Here is a 16176-nt window from a genome sequence, read left to right on the forward strand (position 1 = left end):
GCGCGCCGGCGGATCGCACAATGCGGGCCGGAACGGTGCGCCGCACCTGCGCGATACGCGGCGCACGCATCGCTTGCGGCGCCGGCAGACGAGGACGATGCGCGGCGCCGCTCGCCGTGGCCGCGCGCCGCCCGCAACCGGAGTTCCCCATGCAACGTGTACCGAATCAGCCGTTCACGCGCCCCGCGCGCTTCTCCGAAGCCGAATGGCAGGCGCGTGTGCAGCTCGCGGCCGCCTACCGAATCTTCGATCACCTCGGCTGGACCGAGCTGATCTACAACCATATCTCGCTGCGCGTGCCGGGCGAGGACGGTCATTTCCTGATCAACCCGTTCGGGCTTCATTACCGCGAGGTGTGCGCGTCGAACCTCGTGAAGATCGACATCGACGGCAACGTGATCGGCCATTCCGACTGGCCGATCAATCCGGCCGGTTTCACGTTCCACAGCGCGATCCATGCGGCGCTGCCCGATGCGCATTGCGTGATGCACGTGCACACGACGCCGACGATGGCCGTGTGCTGTTCGCGCGACGGGCTGTCGTTCTCGAATTTCTATTCGGCGCAGCTGTACGGGAAGATCGCGTATCACGACTTCGAGGGCATCACCGTGCATCTCGAGGAAGGCCGGCGCATCGTCGACAGCGCGGGCGGGCGGCCCGTGCTGCTGCTGCGCAACCACGGGCCCGTGACGATCGGCGCGACGCTCGCGCAGACGTTTTCGCTGATGTGGCTGCTCAACCGTGCGTGCGAGGTGCAGGTCGCGACGCAGGCGATCGGCGATGCGCTGCCGATTGCGCCGCCCGTGCTCGAAGGGTGCGTGCGCGATTCGCTGAATTTCGACCCGAAGCATGGCGCGGGACAGGACGCGTTCGACGCGCTGCAGCGGATCGTCGACCGGATCGATCCCGGCTATCGTGCATGAGGCGCGGCGCATGCAAAAAAAAACGCGGCCGGGTGGCCGCGTGAATACTCGCAGACTCCTTCGGACGAAGGAAACAAGCAACTGTGGAACGAAGTGTAGCGAAAGGCCGCGCATGGATTCAGCCGTCAGGCTGCAAAGGTCTGTTCCAGCGTGACGCAGACTGGCGCGAGCGGCGTCGCGCAGGATCGTCGGCCGTGCGCGGTGCGCCGACAGGCGGTGCGGCGATTCGCAGCATGGCCGTTCGGCGGACTGTCGGCGCGGCGGCGATCGACTACCATCATGCGTAGCGCCCCCGTTCCGGCGGCGTACCACGTCGTACAAGGAGAATCCATGCTCAAGCTGCGTTTGCTCCAGGTCGCGTTATTCGCGAGTGTGCTGGCCGCCGGCAGCGCCGCTGCCGAGACGGTGCGCCTGTCCGCCAACCTGCAGCCGTCGAGCGAAGTGCCGCCGACGGCGACCAAGGGCTCGGGCGCCGTCGCCGCCACCTACGACACGGCCACCCGCCTGCTGCAGTGGACGGTCACGTACGAACACCTCACGGGGCCGGCCACGGCCGCGCATTTCCACGGGCCCGCGCCGGTCGGCCAGAACGCCGGCGTGCAGGTGCCGATCCCGAAGGACGAGCTGGCGAGCCCCATCAAGGGTTCGAAGGCGCTCACCGACGAGCAGGTCACCGACCTGATGGGCGGCAGGTGGTACTTCAACCTTCATACGAAGGAACACCCGTCGGGCGAGATCCGCGGGCAGATGATGCCGGCGAACTGAGCGCCGGCGTTTGGCGTAGAGGCACCTGTCGAGCGACGCGGGAGCGTTCGCACGTACCATCGTCACATTGCGATGACGGAGTGCGTCCGATGAGTTGGCAAAGCAAGTTTGCCTGCTGGCTGCTGCGCTGGCAGTTTCGTCCGGAAACGACGCGCGAGGTGCTCGACCCCGCGCGTGCCCGGCGCTTTACCGACCTGCGGATGATCGTGCCGCGCCGGGCGCCGTCGGGCTACCGGCTGCGCCAGTGTTACGGCCCGGGCGACGCGCCGCTGCGCGGCGAATGGCTCGAGCGCACCGACTCGAGCGCGGCGCGCGGGCCCGGCCGCACGCTGCTGTATTTCCATGGCGGCGGCTACTACTTCTGTTCGACGAAAACCCACCGGCCGCTGGTGTTCGGGCTGACGAAGCGCGCGGGCGTGCGTTCTTTCTCGCTCGACTACCGGCTCGCGCCCGAAAACCGCTTCCCGGCCGCGCTCGACGATGCGCTCGCCGCGTACCGGCAACTGCTGGCGCTCGGCACGCCGCCCGAGTCGATCGTGTTCGGCGGCGATTCCGCGGGCGGCGGCCTCGCGCTCGCGACGCTCGTCGCGCTGCGCGATCGCGGCGAGCCGCTGCCGGCCGGCGCGATCCTGTTCTCGCCGTGGACGGACCTGGCCGGCACCGGCGACACGATGCGCAGCAACGACGGCCGCGACCCGATGTTCGCGGCCGCCGCGCTGCCGAAGGCCGCGAAGCTGTATCTCGGCGACGCGCCGGCGACGCATCCGTACGCGTCGCCGCTCCATGCGGACTTCGCGGGCTTGCCGCCGCTATACATCCAGGTCGGCAGCACCGAAGTGCTGCTCGACGATTCGCGCCGCGTCGCCGACAAGGCGAAGGCGGCCGGCGTTCAGGTGGAAATCGAGGTGTGGCCCGACATGCCGCACGTGTGGCAGCTGTACGCGCCGATGGTGCCGGAAGCGCGCGACGCACTCGACCGCGCGGCCGCGTTCCTGCGCCGCGTCGCGGTCGAGCGCGCGGTTCAGCGCGCCGGCGAGGCGTCGATCGCCTGATAGGCGGCCTGGACGGCCACCGAGCCGTACTTGCGTTCGAGCCGGCGCACGGTGAAGTGGCCGTGCGCCATCTGCTGGAAGTGATCGATGAACAGCGTGTTGACGGTCGCGCCGAGCACGGCGCCGATCGCCGGGATCGACTTCGCGGCCATCTGCTCGGTCACCTGCACCGAGAAGCGCGACGCCACCGTCTGCACGAGCTTGAACACGGCCGCCGAGCTGTGCGCGGCGATGCCTTTGGCCGTGATGTCCGACGACGCCTTCGAGATCGCCTGCGCGAGCGCGCCGCGCAGCACGAAATAGCCGAGATCGGCGTCCTCCTCCTGCTTGTCCGGGTTGCCGCCCATGCCGAGCACGGCCAGGCATTGCAGTTGCGTATCGACCGACGTCAGGTCCTCGCCTTCGCTGCGTGCGATGTCGCATACCGAGCGGAAGATCAGCGTGGTCGTCACCGGCAGCTCGACCGGCAGCGCGAGAAAGCCGAACGCGCCGCCCGCCGCGCCGGTCGTCGCGACCGCGAGCTTGTGCAGCAGGTTGCTCGGCTTCTCGGGTTCGGCGTCCGGCGCCTGCGGCTTGCCGAGCGTGCGCAGCGCGATGTTCAGGCACTTGCGCAGCGCGAGCTGCGTCGCATCGTTGATCTTGCCGGTCGCGAAGTCCGGCAGCCGCGCGATCATTTTCTCGACCGGCGCGCCGAGCACGCCCGTCAGCTTCATCGTCAGCGACGGGCTTTCCAGCACCTGCTTCGCGCGCCGCAGCGCGTCCCGATCCTCCGGCGACAGCGTCGCGGCGGGGGAAATTGAAATCGGTTCCATCTCTCTCCTTGGCGTGAACGGGCCCTGAACCCGTCGCCAGCCTAGATTACTCCGGCGTGCTAGAATTTTGAGATTCTTTGACCAGGCAAAAGTTGCATCGACAAAAAATGGCCGTCCACACTGCCGCCCACCATTCGAGCGGGCAAGTCCTGCCGTTCCGCGAATCGCTGCTCGCGATGATCGGGATCTCGTTCGTCACCATGCTGGTCGCGCTGGACCAGACGGTCGTCGGCACCGCGCTGCCGACCATCGTCGCCGAACTTCGCGGCTTCGACCTGTACGCGTGGGTCGCGACCTCGTATCTGCTCAGTTCCGTGATCACCGTGCCGATCTTCGGCCGCCTCGGCGACTATTACGGCCGCAAGCCGTTCGTGATCGTGTCGATCGTCGTGTTCACCGGCGCGTCGGTGCTGTGCGGGATGGCCAACGACATGCTGACCCTCGTGCTCGCGCGCGGGCTGCAGGGCATCGGCGGCGGGATGCTGGTCGGCACCGCGTTCGCGTGCATTCCGGACCTGTTCCCCGATTCCGTCGTGCGGCTGCGCTGGCAGGTGCTGATGAGTTCCGCGTTCGGCATCGCGAACGCGGTCGGCCCGTCGCTCGGCGGCTTCCTGACCCAGTCGTTCGGCTGGCGCTCGGTGTTCTACGTGAATCTGCCGATCGGCATCCTGTCGCTGTTCTTCGTGTGGCGCTACCTGCCGCACATGCGGCACGTCGAGCACGATCGCAAGATGCGGCTCGACTGGCCGGGCGCGCTGTTGATCGCGCTGTCGCTCGGCGCGCTGCAACTGTTCGTCGAATGGCTGCCGAAGTACGGCGTGACGAGCTGGGCGTCGCTGCTGCTCGTCGTCGCGGTCGCGGCCGGCGTCGGCCTGTGGCACTGGGAGAAGCGCTGCGCGCAGCCGATTCTGCCGTTCGACATGTTCGGCAACCGCGCGCTGTCGGCGCTGTTCGTGCTCGCGATCCTCGCCGGCTTCTCGATGTTCTCGCTGCTGTTCTATGCGCCGCTGCTGTTCCAGGGCGGCTTCGGGATGTCGCCGAAGGAGGCCGGGCTCGTGATCACGCCGCTCGTCGTGTTCATCACGATCGGCAGCATCATGAACGGTCGCGTCATCACGCGTATCCGCAATCCGAACGCGATGCTGCACGTCGGCTTCGTGCTGTTCGCGATCGCGTGCGCGGGCATCGTCGTGTCGACTCACGCGACGCCGACCTGGATGCTGATGGCGCTGATGGTCGCGGGCGGCATCGGGCTCGGCTTCGTGCTGCCGAACCTCACCGTGTTCGCGCAGCAGACGGCCGGCCGCGAACATCTCGGCATCGCGACCGCGCTGCTGCAGTCGCTGCGGATGGTCGGCGGGATGCTCGGCACCGCGCTGACGGGCACGCTCGTCAACCAGATGTATTCGGGCGGCGTGCGCAATGCGCTGTCGGCCGATCAGGCGATGCAGTGGCACGCGCGGCTCGCCGATCCGCAGATCCTGATCGATCGCGCGGCGCAGGGCGGTCTCGTCGCGGAGCTGACGCGGGCCGGGCATAATGGCGCGCTGCTGCTGGAAGCGGCCCGCGAATCGCTGGTCGGCGCGATTCACCTGGGCGTCGCGATGGCGGCGGTCGTCGCCGTGGTGTCGGTGTGGCAGTGCCGTCGCGTGCCGCCGATCGCGCTGCGGCGCAAGATCGAACCGCACGTCGCGGCCGATTGACCGATCGGGCGAGCGATTCGACGACTCAACGATTCACCGGAACGAAATCAGCGCATGGAAGAACAGGACCGCGTCGCGATCTTGCAGCAATTCGGACGCACGTATCGCGCATTCATGACCGCGTTCGAGGCGCAGGTCGGGCAGCCGATGCCGCGCTGGCGCATCATGGTCGCGCTGCATACGATGGACGGGCATGCGTCGCAGAAGAAGCTCGTCGAGGTGCTGCGCATCGATCCGGGCGCGCTCACGCGCCAGTTGAAGTCGCTCGACGCGCTCGGCTGGATCGAGCGCGAATCGGACGCGCGCGACAACCGCGTGACCAACGTCACGCTGACGGACGCAGGGCGCGCCGCGTTCGACGCATGCCTGCCGCGCCGCAAGGCGTTTCTCGAACAGACGATGGCGCAGTTGCCGGACGACGTGCTGAATGCGCTGTCGGGCGCGCTCGCGATGCTGGAGTCGCGGATCGCGGACGTCGGATCGACGCCGGCGTCTCCCTAAAGGGTAGGCAGGGAAGCCGCAACAAGCATCGGGAGGCGGCACGAAAGGCGCGCGCCCCGGCGATCGTGGCCGGCGCGGCAAGCGGGTCGAACGTGCCCGCCGCCGGCCGGCTTTTCACTTCAACTCATCTCACGTCGTTCACAGCTCGATGCGCGTGCCGAGCAACGCGAGGAACTGCGCGAGCCACGCCGGATGCGCGGGCCACGCGGGCGCGGTGACGAACGGCGCGTCGGTGACGGCCGCGTCGACCGGGATGTCCGCGTATTCGCCGCCCGCGAGCTTCACCTCCGGCGCGCAGGCCGGGTACGCCGAAATGCGCTTGCCGCGGATCACGTCGGCGGCCGCGAGCAGTTGCGCCGCGTGGCAGATCGCCGCGATCGGCTTGCCGGCTTCGGCGAACGCGCGCACGAGCGAAATCACCTTCGGATCGAGTCGCAGGTATTCGGGCGCACGGCCGCCCGCGATCGCGAGCGCGTCGTAGCGCGCCGCATCGACGTCGTCGAACGCCGCGTTCAGCGTGAAGTTGTGGCCGGGCTTCTCGGTGTAGGTCTGGTCGCCTTCGAAATCGTGGATCGCAGTCTTGATCTTGTCGCCCGCGCGCTTGCCCGGGCAGACTGCATCGACGTGGTGGCCGACGGCCTGCAGCGCCTGGAACGGCACCATCGTTTCGTAGTCTTCGGCGAAATCGCCGGTCAGGAACAGGATCTTCTTCGCGGCCATGGCTTTCTCCAGTGAAGCAGCGTTGAAGGCCCGGTCGCGCCGTGCATGACGGCCGCGACGGGCCCCGAGGACGAAAGCGCAGTGTACTCCGGCCGATTGAAGCGCGCGTGACGGCCGCCGCGCGCGAGCGGCGGGGCGGCATCGCGCGCGGCGTGCGTCAGAAGAAGGTTTCGACGACTTCCGTCACGCGGAACTGCGGATCGAGCACGAGCACCTGGCGCCACTTGTCGAACGTCAGGCACGGGTGCGAGATGTCGAACGCGACCATGTCGCCGACCTTCACGTCCGCGCCCGGCGGGATCTGCAGGTACGCGTGCTGGTCCATCATCCCGGTGACGGCCCAGCCTTCGGCGGCGGCGACGTCGCGCGGCGCGGTGTCGCGGCCCGGCCGGAAGTGGCGCGCCGGTTCGGGCAGGCCCGCGTCGAACGCCGCATCGCGCTTGCCGAGCGCGACGATCGCGCGGTCGGCTTCCGGCACCGACTGCACGTACGCCCACAGCTGCAGCGCCGGCAGCAGCCCTTCGCCCATCGAGCGGGCGATCGGGTTGCGCGCGAACACGTCGGTCTGCGCTTTCTTGTAGATGCCGACGTCGTGCGTCAGGTAGCAGCCCGGACGCAGCACGACTTCCGCGAAGCCCGCGTCGGACGCCTTCCTGAATTCTTCCGCGACCACGTCGTACCACGCCGAACCGGCGCCGGACAGGATCGCCTTCGTGCGCGCGAAGCGGCCGGCTTCGGCCAGCTCGCGCGTGAGCGCGACCGCCTGCTGCAGGAACGCGCGGATCTCGCCTTCCTCCTTCAGCACGCCTTCATAGAGCTCGATGCCGGCCAGCTTCAGCGTGTCCGGATAGCGCGCGATCGCGGCCAGCACGGCCTCGCGCTGCGCGGCATCGCGCACGCCCGCGCGGCCGCCCGGCACGCCGAGTTCGATCAGCACGTTCAGCGATTTCTTCGCGGCGCCGAAGAAGCGGCCGAGCTGGTCGACGCTGTCCGCGGAATCGACCAGACAGAAGAACTCGAAATCGGGATCGGACAGCAGCCCCGCGATGATCGTCATGTTCTGGCGGCCGACCAGCTGGTTCGCGAGCAGCACGCGCCGCACGCCGCCGTGATACGCGGCCTGCGTCTGGTGCGCGGTCGCGAGCGTGATGCCCCACGCGCCGGCGTCGAGCTGGCGGCGGAACAGTTGCGGCGCCATCGTCGTCTTGCCGTGCGGCGCGAACTTGACGCCGTATTGCTGCACGAACGCCTGCATCCAGTTCAGGTTGTGCTCGACGCGATCCTCGTAAAGCACGGCGGCCGGCAGGCTGACGTCTTCCGCGAGCAGGTTCCATTCGAGCCGGCCGGCGTCGCCGAGCGGCACGCTCGCGCTCGGCACATTGCCCAGGCCCTTGCCGAACGGATCGATCGTCGCTTCCTGATAGTTTGTAACTTTCATGTCATCCCGCTCCATCATCACTATGCATTGCACTGAAGTTGACATGCAGATGGTACAGAAAGTAGCATCGGCGCGGTGATGTTATTTAATAACATCAAGTTCCGCACCCTTTCCGTCGATGAACACGCCCGCTTCCCCGTCCGCTCCGCTTGCCGCCGAGTCCCATCCCGCGCTGGCCGCCCCGCCGGTCCTCGACATCGTCGCGCGGATCGCCGAGTGCGCGCCCGAGCTGCGCGAAGCCGAGCGCAAGGTCGCCGCGTTCATCCTCGCCGATCTGGCGCGCGCCGCGCATGCGAGCATCGGCGCGCTCGCGCGGGATGCGGAGGTCAGCGTCGCGACGGTCACGCGCTTCGCGAAGGCCGTCGGCTGCCGCGACGTGCGCGAACTGAAGGTGCTCGTCGCGCAGGCGGCGGCCGTCGGCCAGCGCTTCCTGGTGCCGTCCGACGACGCGCCGGCCGACGACGCGAGCCCCGCGTCGATGGTCTACGACGAGATTCGCGTGGCGCTCGCGCACAACCACCAACTGCTGCGCAACACGTCGTTCGACGCGGCGGCCGACCTGCTCGCCGGCGCGAAGATGACCTACGTGTACGGGCAGGGCGGCGGCTCGACCGCGCTGGCCGACGAGCTGCGCTTCCGGCTCGTGCGTTTCGGCCGGCCGGTCGCGAGCTACCAGGACAGCCTGCTGCAGCGGATGGTGGCCGCGACGCTGTCGAGCGACACCGCCGTCGTCGCGTTGTCGGTGAGCGGGCGCGTGCCCGAGCTGCTCGAAAGCTGCCGGCTCGCGAAGCGCTACGGCGCGAAGCTGATCGCGATCACCGCGCCGGCGTCGCCGCTCGCGAAGCTCGCCGATCACCTGATTCCCGTCGTCGCGTTCGAAACCGATTTCATCTACAAGCCGTCGACCTCGCGCTACGCGATGATGATGGCGATCGACGTGCTCGTCACCGGCGTCGCATTGCGGCTCGGCGATGCGGGCCGGGAATCGCTGCGCCGCATCAAACACGCGCTCGATGCGCACCGCGGCGGCGGCGACCGTCAACCGGTAGGAGACTGACCATGCATTCGCATCCCGAAGCGGCCGATACGCTGATCGTCGGCGCGCAACTGTACGACGGCACCGGCGCGCCACCCGTCACGCGCGACGTCGCGATCCGCAACGGCCTGATCGCGGCGATCGGCAACTTGTCGAACTGGCTCGCCGAGAACGTCGTCGACGCGAACGGCCGGGCGCTCGCGCCGGGTTTCGTCGACGTGCACACGCACGACGACACGCACGTGATCCGCGCGCCGGAGATGATCCCGAAGATCTCGCAGGGCGTGACGACCGTGATCGTCGGCAACTGCGGGATCAGCGCATCGCCGGTGACGCTTGCCGGCGATCCGCCCGACCCGATGAACCTGCTCGGCGAGCGCGGTGCGTTCCGGTACCCGACCTTCGCCGCTTACGTCGCGGCCGTGAACGACGCGCGTCCGGCCGTGAACGTCGCGGCGCTCGTCGGCCATACGGCGCTGCGCAACAACCAGATGGACCGCCTCGACCGCGCGGCGACCGACGGCGAGATCGCCGGCATGCGCGCGCAGCTCGAGGAGGCGCTCGCGAACGGCGCGCTCGGCCTGTCGTCGGGCCTCGCGTACGGCTCCGCGTTCGCGGCGCCGGCCGAAGAAGTGATGGCGCTCGCCGAGCCGCTCGCCCAGGCCGGCGCGCTGTACACGACGCACATGCGCACCGAGTTCGACGCGATCCTCGACGCGATGGACGAGGCCTATCGTGTCGGCCGCCACGCGCAGGTGCCGGTCGTGATCTCGCACCTGAAGTGCGCGGGCCCGTCGAACTGGGGGCGCAGCACCGAGGTGCTCGCGTCGCTCGAAGGCGCGCGCCGCTACCAGCCGGTCGGCTGCGACTGCTATCCGTACAGCCGCAGTTCGTCGACGCTCGACCTGAAGCAGGTGACGGGCGACATCGACATCACGATCACGTGGTCGGAGCCGCACCCGGAAGTCGCGGGCAAGCTGCTGAAGGCGATCGCGGCCGACTGGGGCATGACCGAGCAGGAAGCCGCGCAGCGCATTCGCCCGGCGGGCGCCGTGTACCACAACATGTCCGAGGACGACGTGTGCCGGATTCTGTCGCATCCGGCGACGATGGTCGGCTCGGACGGCCTGCCGAACGATCCGCTGCCGCATCCGCGGCTGTGGGGCGCATTTCCGCGCGTGCTCGGCCATTACGTACGCGAGACCAACTTGCTGCCGCTCGAGGAGGCGATCCGCAAGATGACGTCGCTGTCCGCGCGCCGCTACGGGATCGCGAAGCGCGGCGAAGTGCATGTCGGCTACCACGCGGATCTCGTGCTGTTCGATCCGGCGAGCGTGATCGACGCGGCGACGTTCGAGAAGCCGCAACAGCCCGCGCACGGGATCGACGCGGTATGGGTGAACGGCGTGCTGACCTACGAAAACGGCCAGCCGACCGGCGAGCGCGCCGGCGGTTTCGTCGCACGCGGCGAGCGTGTGCCGGCGAGTGCCGATGCGGCGTTCTGAACGCGGCGTGTGTTCCGATCTTCCGCGTGTGCCCAAGCCGGCGCGCGCATCCGTAACCGAAATGTGAGGAGTGAAACGATGAAGCGATATGGCGTGGGCGAAGCGAAGGGGACCGGCGGCCAGGTGATGCCGTTTGCACGCGCGGTCGAAGCCGACGGCTGGCTGTACGTGTCGGGCCAGACGCCGATGGTGAACGGCGAGGTCGTCGAAGGCGGGATCGTCACGCAGTCGAAGCAGACGATCGAGAACGTGATCGCGATCCTGAAGGAAGCCGGCTACGGCCTCGAGCACGTCGTGCGCTGCGGCGTGTGGCTCGACGACGCGCGCGATTTCGCGTCGTTCAACAAGGTGTTCGTGTCGTACTTCGGCGAGAACCCGCCGGCGCGGGCCTGCGTGCAGTCGAGCATGGTCATCGACTGCAAGGTCGAGGTCGATTGCATCGCTTACAAGCCGCCGGTGAAGTAACGCGGCGAGGGCGGAAGCTGTACAACAAGGCCGGTGCATGGACGTGCACCGGCCTTGTTGCATTTGAGGCAGTCGATGCGAGGGCGAGCGGGTGGGCGAGGGCGTTCAATACAACTCGGTTGAAGTAGGTATGGGCGGCACCGGAATTTTGCATTGTGTGACGAAGTTTTTCCGACGGGCCTCAACGTGACACGCCTGTCTGAGCGAACTGCGACAGCGAGCCGCAGATGCATGGCGCGATTCGCCGGGTACAACCGCCTTTCAATCCAGAGGGCGAGGTGTTTTGATGGAAAGCGTGCGTTGGGATGAGATCGAGGTCTTCGTCAGAGCAGAGGTAGGGCTTGGCAAATCGACGCCGTTGTTCGCCGCCACGAGGCTTTGGGAGGATCTTGGCCAGACCGGCGACGAAGCCGACGATTTCATGGGTCGCTTTTTCGAGCGTTTTTCCGTGGATGCCGGCGACTTCGATTTTCACCGGTATTTCCTGATGGAGGGCGAAGGGGGCTTCTATTCGTTGTTCCGTCGATGGGTGCTCCGAAAACCGCACGCTCTCGAACGGGAACCGATCACGCTGGCGATGCTGTACCGCGCAGCGGTTGAACGGAAATGGGATGCGCGGCAACTGACCGAGCTATCGTGAGGAGTCGAGTGAGCAGGTGCGCATGACTTCCGGAGGGCTGAGCGTAAGAGATAGGCGGGAAGGTCAGGGTGATATGCCGTAATCTAACCGGAGGGTATTGGATGTTGTCGATTGATTCCAGTGGGATGGTTGTGACTCCGCGCGTAGTGCGGGCCAGAAAAATCCAAATTGAGCGCGGTGCGATGCAGAGGATTAGTGGGATTGTCGTCCATCAAACAGGTGGTTCGACTGCGGCTTCTGCGCTCAGCAGCTATCGGAATGCGTCGGCCACTGGCGCGCATTTTCTGATTGAAAAAGACGGAACGATTTATCAGACGGCGTCTTTGAAGAAGCAGACTTGGCATGTTGGTCGAATCAAGGCGCGCTGTGTTGCCGAAATGCGTTGCACGCCCGTCGAACTGGAGCAACTTCGCCGTTTTGATCCGCGTGGGGAAGACCGGCGGGAGATGCGCAAGGCGGTCCCGGACCGTTACCCGTCCAATACGGACAGCATTGGCGTGGAATTGGTCGGTGAAGCTCTGCCACTGAATGAGCCCAACCCTGATCGACGAACCTACGTCGCGGCGCCGGCTGCTCAGAACGATTCGTTGCGATGGCTTATCCACGCCCTTTCGGTAACGCTACGTGTTCCGGTGACAGAGGTTTTCCGTCACCCGGTAGTATCGCGGAAGAACCGGACGGAGGCGGCGAGAGTGCAATGGTGATTCGGATCGCAGTTTTGATGTTGGCGCTCGCGCTCAGCTACAGCGCGGCTGCGGGCACGCTGCCCAATAGGGTATCGCCTGGCGGCGCGGTACCCGCCGTTGTGCCGGAGTCAGTCGAAATCGTCAGGAACGGTGCGTGGTCGGCCGACATCAGCGGGGACGAAACAGCGGATATGTGTCGCACGTTCGTGCTTCGGCGTGCGGATGTCAGCGCATTTTTCAAGCGTGCGGACCGCGTAACAGAACGGGTGTACAGCCATGACCTGGACGCCGCGCGTTGCTATGCCGAAGGCGAAGCGCGTCTGGCAGGTGGTGGCGCGGCGAAATGGAGGATAGACCAGGCAAGGCGAGGCTTCATTTCCCTGCCCGATGGTCGAACAATCTACCTGTATTGTCCGAAGTGCCGGGCCGACGTATTCGCACCGAATTAGAGAAGCGCGCCTTCCGCAAGCGGGCAGTGTTGGCGGACCGAAATGTCCGCCAGCTCACGCATTTACTGCCGCGCCGTTCGCGCGTTATCCGGCATCGGCTGGTTGTAATTCGTGCGGAACGGGTTGATATCGAGCCCGCCGCGGCGAGTGTAACGCGCATACACCGCCAACTTCACCGGTTTGCACGCATGCAGGATGTCGAGAAAGATCCGCTCGACGCACTGCTCGTGAAAGCCCGTGTGATTACGGAACGAGATAATGTAGCGCAGCAGCCCCGCATGGTCGATCTGCGGTCCGACGTAGTGGATCTGCACGCTGCCCCAGTCGGGCTGGCCCGTGACCGGGCAGTTCGAGCGCAGCAGGTCGGACACGAGCGTCTCCTCGACCGGCGCTTCGTTCTCGCCGTCGGCGGCCGACAGCAGCGACGGATCGGGTTCGTACACGTCGGTGTCGAGGTCGAGCCGGTCGAGCGACAGTCCGTCGAGCTCGTCCATCTCCAGCTTGCGGAAATCGTGCGCCGACACCAGCTGCACCGAGACGCTCGCGCCGCACGCAGCCGATACGTCGCGCTTGAGCACGTCGCGCACCGCGTCGACCGAGTCGAACTTCGACTGCGCGAACGAACCGAGATACAGCTTGAACGACTTCGATTCGACGATGTTCGGCGATTCGGCCGGCACGTAGAACGTCGCGATCGCGACTTGCGGCTTGCCGCGCGCGTTGAGCCACGACAGCTCGTACGCGTTCCAGATGTCGGTGCCGAAGAACGGCAGCGCCGACGTGATGCCGAGCTGCTCGCGCGCGCCGGCGCGCGGGATCGGGAACAGCAGCGACGCGTCGTACTGCGCCGCGTAGACGGTGGCCTTGCCGAGCGGGGAATGTTCGGGATTCATCGTGTGACGCCTTTACGACAGGAAGAGGCGGTAAGCCGGGTTGGCACTCTCTTCGACATACGGATAGCCGAGCGCCGCGAGGAAGCGTTCGAATTCGGCACGATCGGCCTGCGGCACCTGCAGCCCGACGAGGATCGAGCTGTAGTCCGCGCCCTGGTTGCGGTAGTGGAACAGGCTGATGTTCCAGTCCGGCGCCATCGACGACAGGAACTTCATCAGCGCGCCCGGCCGTTCCGGGAATTCGAAGCGGAACAGGCGCTCGTCGAGCGCGAGCGGCGAGCGGCCGCCGACCATGTAGCGGATGTGTTCCTTCGACAGCTCGTCGTGCGTCAGGTCGACGCTCTTGAAGCCGTGCGACTCGAAGTTCGCGGCGATCTCCGCCGATTCGCCGCGGCGCTTGATCTGCACGCCGACGAAGATGTGCGCGGATTGCGCATCGGCGATCCGGTAGTTGAACTCGGTGACGTTGCGATCGCCGACGAGCGAGCAGAAGCGCTTGAAGCTGCCGCGTTCCTCGGGGATCGTGACCGCGAACACCGCTTCGCGCGCCTCGCCGACCTCCGCGCGCTCGGCGACGAAGCGCATCCGGTCGAAATTCATGTTCGCGCCGGACGTGACCGCGACGAGCGTCTGGTTTTCGATGCCTTCGCGTTCCGCGTACAGCTTCGCCCCCGCGACCGCGAGCGCGCCGGACGGCTCGAGCACGCTGCGCGTGTCCTGGAACACGTCCTTGATCGCCGCGCATAGCGCGTCGGTGTTGACCGTCACGACGCCGTCGAGGAATTCGCGGCACAGCCGGAAGGTTTCCTCGCCGACGAGCTTCACCGCGGTGCCGTCCGCGAACAGGCCGACTTCGCTCAGCTCGATGCGCTCGCCCGCGTCCAGCGACTGCGCCATCGCGCACGAATCCTCGGCCTGCACGCCGATCACCTTGATCTCCGGGCGCACCGCCTTCACGTACGCGGCGACGCCGGACGCGAGCCCGCCGCCGCCGATCGGCACGAAGATCGCGTGGATCGGACCCTGGTGCTGACGCAGGATCTCCATCGCGATCGTGCCCTGGCCGGCGATCACGTACGGATCGTCGAACGGGTGGACGAACGTGAGGTCGCGCTCCTGCTGGACCTTGACCGCGTGCGCGTACGCATCGCTGTACGATTCGCCCGCCTGGATCACCTCGACGCTCGGGCCGCCGTGCGCGCGCACCGCGTCGACCTTCACCTGCGGCGTCGTGACCGGCACGACGATCACGGCCTTGACGCCCATCCGGGCCGCCGAGAACGCGACGCCCTGCGCGTGGTTGCCGGCCGACGCCGTAATCACGCCGCGCGCGAGCGCGTCCGTCGGAATGTGCGCCATCTTGTTGTACGCGCCGCGCAGCTTGAACGAGAACACCGGCTGGTTGTCCTCGCGCTTCAGGTAAACGGCGTTGCGCAGCCGGGCCGACAGGTTGCGGGCCGGTTCGAGTTCCGTCTCGATCGCGACGTCGTAGACGCGCGCGGTGAGGATTTTCTTCAGGTAATCGTGGGATGCCATGGGCGCTCGCGTGCAGTGCGGATGCAGACGGTAAAGGGTCAATGATAGCGCCAAGGGTCCGCCCGCACGCAAGCGGCATGCCGGGCGGGCGGCTGCGGGCGGCCGTGTGTGCGTGCAGGCAGCGGATGCGCGCCGCCGGGCGCAGCATTTTGCCGGCGCTCTTTACCGTTTAACCGCATGGTTACCGACCGGACGGACGGCGAATGGTCGGACGAAACCGCGCCGAAGCCCGCCCGGCGCGGCTCGCGGCGATAGCCCCACGACCTGTCCGGCGTGTCACGGGCTGCCCGATCATGGGTTAGAATTCCGTTTTGAATCAAGGATTCGGAAGATGCAGAGGCACCCACGGATCGCACCGTTGAAGCCGACGCCGCGCGCAGCCAGCCCCGCGGCCGAACGGCATGCGCGCCGCGCGCGATCGTGCTGATGGTCCCGAGTGCCGCCAGGCCCTGTCGCCGGCCAGGAGGGGCGAGTCGCCCGCTCCGGCCCCATGAAGGACAGCCGCGCGCCTGGTAACAGAACAGATTTCCCCAAGATTGCGCCCACGCGCTTGCCGACGCCCGTGCACGGGATATCGGCCCTCCGAGTCGTCCGAACATGAACGCACCACAAGTTTTCGATCCGCATGGCGCGGCCGCCGCCGTCGCCGCCGACCCCGCGCCCCGCTTGCGCGAGATTCCCTACAACTACACGTCCTTCTCGGATCGCGAGATCGTGATCCGCCTGCTCGGCGAAGAGGCGTGGGCGGTGCTCGACGAACTGCGCGCGGAGCGCCGCACGGGCCGCTCGGCACGGATGCTGTATGAAGTGCTCGGCGACATCTGGGTCGTGCGCCGCAACCCGTATCTGCAGGACGACCTGCTCGACAACCCGAAACGCCGCGCGCTGCTGATCGAGGCGCTGAACCACCGCCTGACCGAGATCGGCAAGCGCCGCAGCGCGGATCTCACCGCGCACCGCGACGACGCCGGCCGCGAACGCGCGTCGCGCGTCGAGATGCTCGAAACCGCCGCGCAGCGCGCGGTCGACGAATTCGCCGACGAATTCGACAA

General features: G+C 67.2%; 17 protein-coding genes. 12 read left to right on the forward strand and 5 right to left on the reverse strand.

Going from position 1 to position 16176, the window contains the following annotated elements; translation table 11 throughout:
* Positions 1 to 149 precede the first annotated feature (149 nt).
* From J8I35_RS32570 to J8I35_RS32580, 3 genes are all read left to right on the forward strand, one after another.
* Positions 150 to 923: a class II aldolase/adducin family protein gene (locus J8I35_RS32570; protein ID WP_124557574.1), complete on the forward strand. Its 774-nt coding sequence runs from the start codon at positions 150 to 152 to the stop codon at positions 921 to 923.
* Between the two features lie 330 nt (positions 924 to 1253).
* The gene (locus J8I35_RS32575) at positions 1254 to 1688 is read left to right on the forward strand and encodes a CHRD domain-containing protein (RefSeq protein WP_209929132.1); all 435 of its coding nucleotides are present in this window, start codon (positions 1254 to 1256) and stop codon (positions 1686 to 1688) included.
* Between the two features lie 89 nt (positions 1689 to 1777).
* Positions 1778 to 2740 carry an alpha/beta hydrolase gene (locus tag J8I35_RS32580; RefSeq protein ID WP_209929134.1) on the forward strand — a complete coding sequence of 321 codons (963 nt, stop codon included), beginning with the start codon at positions 1778 to 1780 and terminating at the stop codon, positions 2738 to 2740.
* On the opposite strand, the gene J8I35_RS32585 is transcribed toward J8I35_RS32580, so the two are convergent.
* Positions 2710 to 3552 carry an EcsC family protein gene (locus J8I35_RS32585; RefSeq protein ID WP_209929138.1) on the reverse strand — a complete coding sequence of 281 codons (843 nt, stop codon included), beginning with the start codon at positions 3550 to 3552 and terminating at the stop codon, positions 2710 to 2712. The genes J8I35_RS32580 and J8I35_RS32585 overlap by 31 nt on opposite strands.
* 107 nt (positions 3553 to 3659) lie before the next feature.
* Here J8I35_RS32585 and J8I35_RS32590 point away from each other — a divergent pair, with 107 nt between their 5' ends.
* Together J8I35_RS32590 and J8I35_RS32595 are read left to right on the forward strand one after the other, a co-directional pair.
* Positions 3660 to 5255, forward strand: coding sequence for an MDR family MFS transporter (locus tag J8I35_RS32590; protein ID WP_209929143.1), 1596 nt, complete (start codon positions 3660 to 3662; stop codon positions 5253 to 5255).
* A 54-nt stretch (positions 5256 to 5309) separates the two neighbouring features.
* Positions 5310 to 5756, forward strand: coding sequence for a MarR family transcriptional regulator (locus tag J8I35_RS32595; protein ID WP_124640209.1), 447 nt, complete (start codon positions 5310 to 5312; stop codon positions 5754 to 5756).
* Positions 5757 to 5894: 138 nt separating this feature from the next.
* Here the strand turns inward: J8I35_RS32595 and J8I35_RS32600 are convergent, their stop codons facing one another.
* Together J8I35_RS32600 and J8I35_RS32605 are read right to left on the reverse strand one after the other, a co-directional pair.
* A complete protein-coding gene (locus J8I35_RS32600; RefSeq protein WP_059580784.1) occupies positions 5895 to 6476 on the reverse strand; it encodes a DJ-1/PfpI family protein in 582 nt (193 codons plus the stop codon).
* A 157-nt stretch (positions 6477 to 6633) separates the two neighbouring features.
* Positions 6634 to 7914: an amino acid deaminase gene (locus tag J8I35_RS32605; protein ID WP_209929145.1), complete on the reverse strand. Its 1281-nt coding sequence runs from the start codon at positions 7912 to 7914 to the stop codon at positions 6634 to 6636.
* 118 nt (positions 7915 to 8032) lie between these two features.
* Here J8I35_RS32605 and J8I35_RS32610 point away from each other — a divergent pair, with 118 nt between their 5' ends.
* From J8I35_RS32610 to J8I35_RS32635, 6 genes are all read left to right on the forward strand, one after another.
* The gene (locus J8I35_RS32610; RefSeq protein WP_124557569.1) at positions 8033 to 8971 is read left to right on the forward strand and encodes a MurR/RpiR family transcriptional regulator; all 939 of its coding nucleotides are present in this window, start codon (positions 8033 to 8035) and stop codon (positions 8969 to 8971) included.
* 2 nt (positions 8972 to 8973) lie between these two features.
* On the forward strand, positions 8974 to 10455 hold the full coding sequence (locus J8I35_RS32615; RefSeq protein ID WP_209929147.1) for a D-aminoacylase: 1482 nt from the start codon (positions 8974 to 8976) through the stop codon (positions 10453 to 10455).
* A gap of 78 nt (positions 10456 to 10533) precedes the next feature.
* Complete coding sequence (locus tag J8I35_RS32620) at positions 10534 to 10920, forward strand: RidA family protein (protein ID WP_050016655.1); 387 nt, start codon at positions 10534 to 10536, stop codon at positions 10918 to 10920.
* A gap of 286 nt (positions 10921 to 11206) precedes the next feature.
* Positions 11207 to 11560, forward strand: a complete 354-nt coding sequence (locus J8I35_RS32625; protein WP_050016653.1) for a DUF1493 family protein — start codon at positions 11207 to 11209, stop codon at positions 11558 to 11560.
* Positions 11561 to 11661: 101 nt separating this feature from the next.
* Entirely contained in the window at positions 11662 to 12264 is a 603-nt protein-coding gene (locus J8I35_RS32630) for a peptidoglycan recognition family protein (RefSeq protein ID WP_080334356.1), read from the forward strand.
* On the forward strand, positions 12258 to 12695 hold the full coding sequence (locus J8I35_RS32635) for a hypothetical protein (RefSeq protein WP_209929149.1): 438 nt from the start codon (positions 12258 to 12260) through the stop codon (positions 12693 to 12695). The genes J8I35_RS32630 and J8I35_RS32635 overlap by 7 nt, the downstream gene beginning before the upstream one ends.
* A 62-nt stretch (positions 12696 to 12757) precedes the next feature.
* Here the strand turns inward: J8I35_RS32635 and queF are convergent, their stop codons facing one another.
* Both queF and ilvA read right to left on the reverse strand, forming a co-directional pair.
* The gene (gene queF, locus J8I35_RS32640) at positions 12758 to 13588 is read right to left on the reverse strand and encodes an NADPH-dependent 7-cyano-7-deazaguanine reductase QueF (RefSeq protein WP_124595573.1); all 831 of its coding nucleotides are present in this window, start codon (positions 13586 to 13588) and stop codon (positions 12758 to 12760) included.
* 12 nt (positions 13589 to 13600) lie between these two features.
* A complete protein-coding gene (ilvA, locus tag J8I35_RS32645) occupies positions 13601 to 15124 on the reverse strand; it encodes a threonine ammonia-lyase, biosynthetic (protein WP_124453573.1) in 1524 nt (507 codons plus the stop codon).
* A 597-nt stretch (positions 15125 to 15721) separates the two neighbouring features.
* On the opposite strand from ilvA, the gene J8I35_RS32650 reads away from it, so the two are divergent.
* The coding region (locus J8I35_RS32650) for a DUF3683 domain-containing protein (RefSeq protein ID WP_176017102.1) at positions 15722 to 16176 on the forward strand (455 nt) is incomplete at its 3' end.

Source organism: Burkholderia sp. CpTa8-5 (assembly GCF_017815045.1).
Classification (GTDB): domain Bacteria; phylum Pseudomonadota; class Gammaproteobacteria; order Burkholderiales; family Burkholderiaceae; genus Burkholderia; species Burkholderia sola.

Bases quoted from the DNA above. Each gene is read 5' to 3' on its own strand.
- J8I35_RS32570 (WP_124557574.1), top strand. From the start codon at position 150: ATGCAACGTGTACCGAATCAGCCGTTCACGCGCCCCGCGCGCTTCTCC.
- J8I35_RS32575 (WP_209929132.1), top strand. From the start codon at position 1,254: ATGCTCAAGCTGCGTTTGCTCCAGGTCGCGTTATTCGCGAGTGTGCTG.
- J8I35_RS32580 (WP_209929134.1), top strand. From the start codon at position 1,778: ATGAGTTGGCAAAGCAAGTTTGCCTGCTGGCTGCTGCGCTGGCAGTTT.
- J8I35_RS32585 (WP_209929138.1), bottom strand. From the start codon at position 3,552: ATGGAACCGATTTCAATTTCCCCCGCCGCGACGCTGTCGCCGGAGGAT.
- J8I35_RS32590 (WP_209929143.1), top strand. From the start codon at position 3,660: ATGGCCGTCCACACTGCCGCCCACCATTCGAGCGGGCAAGTCCTGCCG.
- J8I35_RS32595 (WP_124640209.1), top strand. From the start codon at position 5,310: ATGGAAGAACAGGACCGCGTCGCGATCTTGCAGCAATTCGGACGCACG.
- J8I35_RS32600 (WP_059580784.1), bottom strand. From the start codon at position 6,476: ATGGCCGCGAAGAAGATCCTGTTCCTGACCGGCGATTTCGCCGAAGAC.
- J8I35_RS32605 (WP_209929145.1), bottom strand. From the start codon at position 7,914: ATGAAAGTTACAAACTATCAGGAAGCGACGATCGATCCGTTCGGCAAG.
- J8I35_RS32610 (WP_124557569.1), top strand. From the start codon at position 8,033: ATGAACACGCCCGCTTCCCCGTCCGCTCCGCTTGCCGCCGAGTCCCAT.
- J8I35_RS32615 (WP_209929147.1), top strand. From the start codon at position 8,974: ATGCATTCGCATCCCGAAGCGGCCGATACGCTGATCGTCGGCGCGCAA.
- J8I35_RS32620 (WP_050016655.1), top strand. From the start codon at position 10,534: ATGAAGCGATATGGCGTGGGCGAAGCGAAGGGGACCGGCGGCCAGGTG.
- J8I35_RS32625 (WP_050016653.1), top strand. From the start codon at position 11,207: ATGGAAAGCGTGCGTTGGGATGAGATCGAGGTCTTCGTCAGAGCAGAG.
- J8I35_RS32630 (WP_080334356.1), top strand. From the start codon at position 11,662: ATGTTGTCGATTGATTCCAGTGGGATGGTTGTGACTCCGCGCGTAGTG.
- J8I35_RS32635 (WP_209929149.1), top strand. From the start codon at position 12,258: ATGGTGATTCGGATCGCAGTTTTGATGTTGGCGCTCGCGCTCAGCTAC.
- queF (WP_124595573.1), bottom strand. From the start codon at position 13,588: ATGAATCCCGAACATTCCCCGCTCGGCAAGGCCACCGTCTACGCGGCG.
- ilvA (WP_124453573.1), bottom strand. From the start codon at position 15,124: ATGGCATCCCACGATTACCTGAAGAAAATCCTCACCGCGCGCGTCTAC.